The sequence below is a fragment of the Pararhizobium polonicum genome, from assembly GCF_001687365.1.
Lineage (GTDB): Bacteria > Pseudomonadota > Alphaproteobacteria > Rhizobiales > Rhizobiaceae > Pararhizobium > Pararhizobium polonicum.
Window position 1 is genome coordinate 247,707 of sequence record NZ_LGLV01000012.1, and the last position, 9,388, is coordinate 257,094.

At 63.9% G+C, this 9,388-nt stretch carries 5 protein-coding genes; 2 read left to right on the plus strand and 3 right to left on the minus strand.

Annotation, left to right across the window (positions count from 1 at the left end; all coding sequences use genetic code 11):
• Positions 1 to 41: 41 nt before the first annotated feature.
• The 3 genes from ADU59_RS19985 to ADU59_RS19995 all read right to left on the minus strand — a co-directional run bounded on the left by ADU59_RS19985 (position 42) and on the right by ADU59_RS19995 (position 5,989).
• The gene (locus tag ADU59_RS19985; RefSeq protein ID WP_068955904.1) at positions 42 to 1,451 is read right to left on the minus strand and encodes an FAD-binding oxidoreductase; all 1,410 of its coding nucleotides are present in this window, start codon (positions 1,449 to 1,451) and stop codon (positions 42 to 44) included.
• Between the two features lie 198 nt (positions 1,452 to 1,649).
• Complete coding sequence (locus ADU59_RS19990) at positions 1,650 to 4,790, minus strand: efflux RND transporter permease subunit (protein ID WP_068955905.1); 3,141 nt, start codon at positions 4,788 to 4,790, stop codon at positions 1,650 to 1,652.
• On the minus strand, positions 4,787 to 5,989 hold the full coding sequence (locus ADU59_RS19995) for an efflux RND transporter periplasmic adaptor subunit (protein WP_068955906.1): 1,203 nt from the start codon (positions 5,987 to 5,989) through the stop codon (positions 4,787 to 4,789). Before ADU59_RS19995 ends, ADU59_RS19990 begins: the two co-directional genes overlap by 4 nt.
• 184 nt (positions 5,990 to 6,173) lie before the next feature.
• Between ADU59_RS19995 and ADU59_RS20000 the strand changes: the two genes are divergently transcribed.
• Positions 6,174 to 6,584, plus strand: coding sequence for a carboxymuconolactone decarboxylase family protein (locus tag ADU59_RS20000; RefSeq protein ID WP_068955907.1), 411 nt, complete (start codon positions 6,174 to 6,176; stop codon positions 6,582 to 6,584).
• 102 nt (positions 6,585 to 6,686) lie between these two features.
• Positions 6,687 to 9,173, plus strand: coding sequence for an ATP-dependent helicase (locus ADU59_RS20005; RefSeq protein WP_068955908.1), 2,487 nt, complete (start codon positions 6,687 to 6,689; stop codon positions 9,171 to 9,173).
• Positions 9,174 to 9,388 lie beyond the last annotated feature (215 nt).

Here is a 9,388-nt window from a genome sequence, read left to right on the forward strand (position 1 = left end):
CTTGTCGGCGTCTACCACTCCTTAACATCCACTGACTGTTTTCACATGGCAAAAATCTTGCCGGGATTGAAGATGTTGCCGGGATCGAGCGCGTGCTTGACCTGCCGCATCAGATCCAGCGCATCGCCGAGCTCGGCTTCGAGAAACGGCATCTTGCCCTGACCGATGCCATGTTCGCCGGTGCAGGTGCCGTCCATCGCCAGCGCCCGACCGTTGAGACGCGCGACAAAAGCCTCCGCCTTGGTGATGTCAGCGGCGTCCTTGTCGTCGAACAGCAGGCCGACATGAAAATTGCCGTCGCCCGCATGTCCGACGATCGGCGCGACCAGTCCGTGGGCGGCAATGTCCTCATGGGTCGCCTCGACGCAATCGGCAAGCCGCGAAATCGGCACGCAGACATCGGTGGAGATGATCGCCAGGCCCGGCCGCAGGTTTTTCTGCGCCCAATAGGCATTGTGGCGGGCTTTCCACAGCGTGTTGCGTTCCTCGGTATTCGCCGTCCAGCGGAATTCGGAACTGCCGAATTCGGCGGCGATCTCGCCGAACTGCTTCGATTGCAGCGCGACGCTCTCGGCACTGCCGTGAAACTCGACGAACAGCGTCGGCGCTTCCGGCAGGGACAGTCCCGAATAGGCATTGCTCGCCTGCATCTGCAGGGCGTCGAGCAGTTCGATGCGGGCAACGGGAATGCCGGACTGGATGGTCAGGATCACCGTGTTGCAGGCATCGCCGACGGACGGAAACGAGCAGACACCGCCGGCGATCGTCTCAGGTATCCCCTGCAGCCTGAGTGTGACCGAGGTGAGAATGCCGAGCGTGCCTTCCGCTCCCACGAAGAGGCGTGTCAGGTCGTAACCGGCGGACGACTTCTTGGCGCGGTGGGCGGTGCGGATTTCCTTCCCCCCCGCCGTCACGGCCGTCACGGCCAGAACATTGTCCTTCATCGTGCCGTAACGCACCGCATTGGTGCCGGACGCCCGCGTCGATGCCATGCCGCCGATCGAGGCATTGGCGCCGGGATCGATCGGGAAAAACAGGCCGGTATCGCGCAGATAGACGTTCAGCGCCTCCCGGGTGATTCCCGGCTGGACGGTGCAATCGAAATCACCGGCATTGACCTCGAGCACCCTGTCCATGCGGCTCATATCGACGCTGATGCCGCCATGCGGCGCATTGATATGACCTTCGAGCGAAGATCCGGTGCCGAAGGCGATCAGCGGCACGCCATGCTCGCTGGCAATCGTCACGATCGCCTCGACCTCTGCCGCGCTGTCCGGAAAGACGACGCCGTCGGGCAGCTGTGCCGGAATATAGGTGGTGGTGTGGGCATGCTGGGCGCGGATCGCCTCACCGGTCTGGAAACGATCGCCGAACCGCTCGCGCATCAGCCCGAGAACAGCGGCTATGCCTGTTTCGTTGCGGCTGCCCGCCCTGATCGCCTTCAACGCCATAACATGCCTCCCCCGAACCACCGCCCAGCGCTGCGGAAATTCTTAGATTTCAACGCTCTACTGTGCAAATCGGAATCACTTTGTCCAGAACCTCATCTGTTACCAGAATGGCTCTAGCAAAGAATTGCGACAAAGTGAGACTGTCGGGACACAGGGAAGAAATAGCCTGTGGGGAGAGTGACGGCAAACCGGCGGAGCCTATTCGGCGGCCTCCGCCAGTTGCAGGGCTTCGGCATGTTCCAGCTCGCGGTGCAGGCGCCGCTCCTCGTCGACCTGCGGCTTGGTAAAGCGGGCAATGACCAGATAGGCGACCGGCGTCAGATAGAGCGTGACGACGGTGGCAAGCCCGAGGCCGCCGACCAGCACGCCGCCGAGCGCAACCCGCGCCTCGGCCCCGGCACCGCTTGCCAGCACCAGCGGCACGGCGCCGACGATGGTGGCGATCATCGTCATCATCACCGGCCGCAGCCGGATATTCGCCGCGTTCTCGATGGCCGAGCGCAGGTCGTCGCCACGGTCGCGCAGCTGGTTGGCGAATTCGACGATCAGGATGCCGTTCTTGGCCATGATGCCGACCAGAAGCACCAGGCCGATCTGGCTGTAGATATTCAGCGTATTGCCGGTCAGGAGCATGGCGAAGACGGCGCAGGCAAGCCCCAGCGGCACGGTCGACATGATGATCAGGCCGCTGATCAGGCTCTCGAACTGCGCGGCCAGCACCAGGAAGATGATGACGAGGGCAAAGCCGAAGGTGATGAACAGGCCATTGGCGTTTTCATTCAGCGTGGCGGCCTCCGCCAGGGGCACGACCCGCGAGCCCGGCGGCAGGAGCGGCGCGGCCATCGTCTCGACCGTCTTCAGCGCATCGCCAAGTGCGACGCCGGAGGCGAGCCCCGCCGAAAGCGAGACGGAACGCAGCTGCTGCTCCCGCGACAATTGTGGTGCGACGGCCTTTTCCTCGACGCTCGCGATCGACGACATCGGCACGATCTTGCCGTCGCCGGTTTTCAAGAAGATGTTTTGAAGATCGGTCGGATCGTTGATCGGGTTGGTCGTCGACAACAGCTTGACCGGATAGGCGTCGCCATTGACATAGACGTCCAGCACGCTGTTGCCATCGAGCATGGCCTGCAGCGCAGACGACAGTCCCTTGATGTCGATGCCGAGGTCGGACGCCCGTTCGCGGTCGATGGTCACCGAAAGCTGGGCCTGATTGGCCTCGTAGTTCAGGCGGACATTTTCGAAACGGCCGCTGTCTTCCATCTGCCGCACCAGCTTGGCGGCCGCGTCGCCCAGCTTCGCATAGTCGTTGCCGACCAGCGCCACCTGCAGGCCGTTGCCGGCGCCGCGAATCCCGAGACTGTTCGGCTGCACCGGAAAGGCGCGGATCGAGGGGATATTGCTGGTGATCTTGGTGATATCGGCGGAAATCTGCTGCTGCGTGCGGGCACGCTCGCTCCACGGCGAAAGCGTCAGCACCATGAAGCCGGTATTGACCGAGCCGCCCTGCCCGGACACGGAGAAGATATTGGCAATCTCGCCCTTGTCGACCAGCGATTTCAACCCCTCCTCGACGCGGCGCATCTGCGCCTGCGTATAATCCAGCGATACGCCCTGCGGCGCCTGGATCCGCACCATGATGCGCGCGCGGTCCTCCGTCGGCGTCAACTCCGATTTCAGCTGCGTGAAGGCTCCCGCCCCCGCGGCCGTCACCGCGATGGCGATCATGAAGACGATCAGCGGCGAGTTGAGGCAGGCCCGCAGCGTCCGCCTGTAGAACGCGGCGGCGAAAGCGCCGACCCCGGCCATGAAGCCGGTATGGCCATGCTGCTCGCCATGCGCCTTGAGCATGCGCGAGGCCAGCATCGGGCACAGCGTCAGCGATACGAAGGCCGAGAGCAGGATGGCGAAGGCGAGCACGAAACCGAATTCGCGAAAAAGCCCGCCCGTCTGTCCCGGCAGGAACGACAGCGGCACGAAGACGGCGGCCAGCGTCGCGGTGGTGGCGATGACGGCGAAGAACACTTCGAGCGTGCCGAGCACGGCGGCTGCCCGCGGTCCCATGCCCTCGCCACGCCGCCGCACGATGTTTTCCAGAACGACGATGGCGTCATCCACCACCAGCCCCGTCGCCAGAACGATGGCCAGCAGCGTCAGGATATTGATCGAGAACCCGGCGAGATAGATGGCGGCGCAGGTACCGATCAGCGCGATCGGCATGGTCAGCGTCGGAATGAGCGTTGCACGCCAGTCGAGCAGGAACAGATAGATGACGATGGTGACGATGATGATCGACGCGACCAGCGCGATCTCCACTTCGTGAATGGCGCCGTCGATGAACACCGCGTCGTCGTTGACGATCTTCAGTTCCGTACCCTTGGGCAGGATCTTCGCGATCGTCGCCACGGCCTTCTTCACGCCTTCGGAAATGTCGAGCGTGTTCGACTGCGCCTGCCGGATGATGCCGAGCCCGATGCCCTGGCGTCCGTCCGAGCGCAGCGACGAGGTTCCGATATCGGGACCGAGCGTCACCGTGGCGATATCGCCGAGGCGGACATTGTTGCCGATGATCAGCCTTTCGAACTGCTCCGGCGTCTGCAGGTCGGCGGTGGCGCGCACCGAAATATCCTGATTGATGCTGGTCAGCGATCCCGCCGGCACGTCGAGCGAGGCGGTCGCCAGCGCATCGCGCAGGCTGGCGACGGTCAGCCCGCGTCCGGCCAGCTTCGACTGGTTGACGTCGATGCGGAATATCTTTTTCTGATCGCCGTTGATCTGCACGTCGGCGACGCCCTCGACGGCGGCGAGCCGGTCGGTGATCTCGTTTTCCGCCAAAAGCGTCAGGTCTTCCATCGACAGCATGTCGGAGGTCAGCGCCAGCCGCAGGATCGGCTGGCTGTCGGCATCGGCCTTGACGATGCGCGGCTCGTCGGCGTCATCCGGCAGCTGGTTGGCCACCCGGCCGAGCGCATCGCGAATATCGTTGGAGGCCTGGCCGATATCGGTCGTATCGGAAAACTGCAGCGTCACCCGGCTCTGGGCGTATTGCGAGGTCGAGGAAATGCCCTTGATGCCCTGGACGCGCGAGACGGCGCCCTCGATCACCGAGGTCAATTCACGGTCCACGGTTTCCGGCGAGGCGCCGTCGAACTGGGTGTTGACCGAGACCACCGGCTGGTCCACCTGCGGCAGCTCGCGGATTTCGATGCCGTTCAGCGCCGCCAGTCCGGCAACGATGATCAGCGTGTTGACGACGAGAGCAAGGATCGGCCGGCGGATGAAGAGCGCGGTGAACCCCGCCGTCCTGCCCGCGCCGTGATGATCGCCCCCACCGCTCATTTCGCCGTCCCCGCCTCGGAAACCTTCTGCTCGGGATCGCTCCCCTGCGGCTTGCGCTCGCGGGGCGGATCGTCGGTTGCGATGCGTACCGCGCCGCCGTCGCGCAGGCGCTGCACGCCTTCCATCACCACCGCATCGCCCTTGGCAAGCGCGGCCTCGACCAGCACCTTGTCGGAGTTGCGCTGGATGATCTTGACCGGAACCTTCTCGCTCTTGTCATCCGCCACGCGCCAGACATAGGAGCCGTCGGCGCTCCATTGCACCGCCAGCGGGTTGACCGTCGGATAGTCGTCGCCGGGAAAGCGGACGGAGACGGCAAACGACATGCCGGCCCGCAGCGTATCGTCGGGATTGTCGATCCGCGCCCGGACCCTCAGCGTGCGGCTGGCCTGATCGACGCGGTTATCGATGGCGTGGATGACACCGGACAGTTCCGAGCCCGGCATGGCGATGGCCGAGGCCGAAACCGGTTGCCCGGCCGATATCTTGGTGGAAAACCGCTCCGGCACCCAGAAATCGACGAGGATCTGCGAGCGATCGTCGACGACGGCGATCGGCGTCGAGGTGGTGACGTAATCGCCCGGATTGATGGTGATGATGCCGACGATGCCGGCCGACGGCGCAACGATATCGCGGCGCGTCAGGTCGAGCTGCGCGGTCTGCAGCGCAAGCTCGGCTGCCTGCATGGCGAACTCGGCCTCGCGCAGGATGGCGACGGAAACGGCATTGCCGAGCTTGCGGTTGCGCTCGACCTTTTCGCGGGCGCTGTCGACGGCGACTTTCGCCTGCGCGGCGGCGATCTTCTGCTCCTCGCTGTCGAGGCGGGCGATCACCTGCCCCTTTTCGATCCGCTCGCCGGAATGGACCAGCACCTCGGTGAGGTTGCCGGTTGCCTGCGGCGTCACCGCCACCGACAGAATCGCCTCGCCATTGCCGATGGCGTTCAGCCTGTCGTTGACGACGGCGCTGTCGACCGGCTGGGTCACCACCAGCGGCGCACCGCCGCCCTGGCCGCGCCTGCCGCCCTGCCCCTGCCCGTCATTGCCATCGCCGGCCGGCTTGGCGGCAAAGGCCAGCAGCTGTTCGGGCACGCCGGCCTTGGCAAGCATGGCGCCGGCGCCCGGCACGAAGCGGACCCAGATCCCCAGGCCTGCCGCGAGAATAACCAGGCTGATCACCAGCTGCTTCCAAAGCCGCATGCGAAACTCCAAATTGAAAATCCACAGGTTTCGGCCGGATGGCGCTCGAAACCCGTCATTGCTGCAACTATCTCTTGTCGCCGCATGACAGGCAATCCTAGAATGCCATCATTACGCAATTGTAATAAAAGCCGTTTTCGGCCTTAGCGGCCGCCGGCCAGCCAGACGATGCCCGGAGGAACCCATGAGCACCACAACCAAAAATCAGAACCCGGAATCCGATCCCCGGGTCAAAGCCGTGTTTGACGACATCCGCGCCACCCGCAAGTCCGATTTCATCAACAACATGTGGCATTACCTCGCCTTCGATCCCGGCCTGCTCGAAACCACCTGGGCCGAGGTCAAGGCCGTGATGGCAACGCCGTCGGCGCTCGATCCGCTGGTGAAGGAGCTGCTCTATATCGCCGTTTCCGTCACCAATGGCTGCGGTTACTGCGCCCATTCGCATACGGCAGCCGCGAGAGCCAAAGGCATGACGGACGAACAGCATGCCGACCTGCTGCGCGTCATATCGCTCGCCGCCAAGACCAACCAGCTGGCAACGGCATTGCAGCTTCCCGTCGATCCCGTTTTCGATGCCGATCATCACCCCTGATCGCGGCGGAAAAACGGTGGCTGCACCAAAGAAGCTGGACTTATGGAATAAAAGAAGAACGGAATTCTGGCCTTTCGGCTCCGAATCACTACATTGAGCCGCATGAGCAATGGTTTTGACGATATTCCCTTCTTCGACGAAGAGCCGGCAGCACGCCCTGCGCGCGGCGGTCATCAACCGGCACCGCCCGCCCCCGCCGGCGGCAGCACTGCGCTTGGCGGCATCGCCGCCCGCGCCATGGCGGCGCGTGACCAGCACCGGGTGCCCGACTATCTCTCCGGCCTGAACCCGGAACAGCGCGAAGCGGTGGAAAGCCTCGACGGCCCGGTTCTGGTGCTGGCCGGCGCCGGCACCGGCAAGACCCGCGTGCTCACCACCCGCATCGCCCACATCCTTGCCTCCGGCCGCGCCTTCCCCAGCCAAATCCTCGCCGTCACCTTCACCAACAAGGCGGCCCGCGAGATGAAGGAGCGCGTCGGCGTTCTCGTCGGTGGCGCCGTCGAGGGCATGCCGTGGATGGGCACGTTCCACTCGATCGGCGTCAAGCTTCTGCGCCGCCACGCCGAACTGGTCGGCCTGAAATCCTCGTTCACCATTCTCGATACCGACGATGTGGTGCGGCTGGTCAAGCAGCTGATCCAGGCCGACGGCATCGACGACAAACGCTGGCCGGCCAAGCAGTTTGCCCAGATGATCGACGGCTGGAAGAACAAGGGCCTCGGCCCCGCCGAGATCCCCGAGGGCGACGCCCGCTCCTTTGCCAATGGCAAGGGTCGCGAACTCTATGCCGCCTATCAGGCCCGGCTGATGACACTGAATGCCTGCGATTTCGGCGACCTGCTGCTGCATCCCATCCGCATGTTCCGCACCAACCCGGATGTGCTGCGCGAGTACCACGACAAGTTCCGCTATATCCTCGTCGACGAATATCAGGACACCAACACCGCCCAGTACATGTGGCTGCGGTTGCTCGCCCAGCGCCCGAAGGGCGTGCCGCAAAACGTCTGCTGCGTCGGCGACGACGACCAGTCGATCTATGGCTGGCGCGGTGCCGAGGTCGACAACATCCTGCGCTTTGAAAAGGATTTTCCCGGCGCCAAGGTGATCAAGCTCGAGCGCAACTACCGCTCGACCGAGCATATTTTGGGTGCCGCCGCCCATCTCATCGCCCATAACGAAGGCCGCCTCGGCAAGACGCTGTTTACCGACCGCACCGACCCCAACGACGACAAGGTGCAGGTCCACGCCGCCTGGGATTCGGAGGAGGAAGCCCGCGCCGTCGGCGAGGAGATCGAACAGCTGCAGCGCAATCAGCACCCGCTCAACAACATGGCGATCCTGGTGCGCGCCTCCTTCCAGATGCGCGAGTTCGAAGACCGCTTCGTCACGCTCGGTCTCAATTACCGCGTCATCGGCGGCCCGCGCTTCTACGAGCGGCTGGAAATCCGCGACGCGCTCGCCTATTTCCGTCTCGTCTGCCAGCCGGCCGACGACCTCGCCTTCGAGCGCATCGTCAATACCCCCAAGCGCGGCCTCGGCGACACCACCGTGCGCGCCCTGCACGACTATGCCCGCAAGCGCGACATCCCGATGCTGGCGGCAACCGCCGATATCGTCGAAACCGACGAGATGAAGCCGAAACCGCGCAAGTCGCTGTTCGACGTCGTCTCGATGTTCCAGCGCTGGCAGGGCCTGCTCGAAACCACGCCGCACACCGAGCTGGCCGAAACCATCCTCGAAGAGTCCGGCTATACGGACATGTGGAAAAACGACAAGTCGGCCGAAGCGCCGGGCCGGCTGGAAAACCTGAAGGAACTCATCCGCTCGATGGAAGCCTTCGAGAGCATGCGCGGCTTCCTCGAACACATCGCGCTGGTGATGGATGTCGAGCAGAATGCCGAACTCGACGCCGTCTCGATCATGACGCTGCATTCGGCCAAGGGGCTGGAATTCGAAACCGTCTTCCTGCCCGGCTGGGAGGAAGGCCTGTTTCCCCACCAGCGCGCGCTCGACGAAGGCGGCCGCTCGGGCCTGGAGGAAGAACGCCGCCTCGCCTATGTCGGCCTCACCCGCGCCAAGCGCCGCTGCCACATCTGGTTCGTCTCCAACCGCCGCATCCATGGCCTGTGGCAATCCACCCTGCCCTCGCGCTTCCTCGACGAACTGCCGGTCACCCATGTCGAGGTCTCGGAGGCCGATCAGTCCTATGGCGGCTACAATCGCGGCGGCTACGGCCAGTCGCGCTTCGACAAGCAGGAACCGTTCGCCAACACCTATTCCACCCCCGGCTGGAAACGCGCCCAGGCCAACAAGACCGACGCCACCCGCGACAACTGGGGCAACCGCTCCGGCGTCTCCATCGAACGCATCGGCTACGGCGAAAGTGGCCCCAAGGCCCGCACCATCGACGGCGAACTGATCGCCAAGTCCAGGATCGACGAACCCTCGAAATTCACCGTTGGCGACCGGGTGTTCCATATCAAGTTCGGCAATGGCAATATTGCCGGCATCGAGGGCAACAAGCTGACGATCGATTTCGACCGGGCGGGGCAGAAGCGGGTGCTGGACGGGTTTGTGGAGAAGGTGTGAGACGGCGGGGCTTGGGAATGGATCCTCGGGTCAGGCCCGAGGATGACAACCTTTTGTGGTTGGATCAACCAAAAGCAAATATCCTGATGTCGACGGCATCCGAGTTTCCCAAACAGCCTCCCTCCCCTCCGTCATCCTCGGGCTCGACCCGAGGATCCACGCCCAAGCCTACCAAAGCTCATGATACAAATCCCGCCAGTCCGGGTTCATCGCCT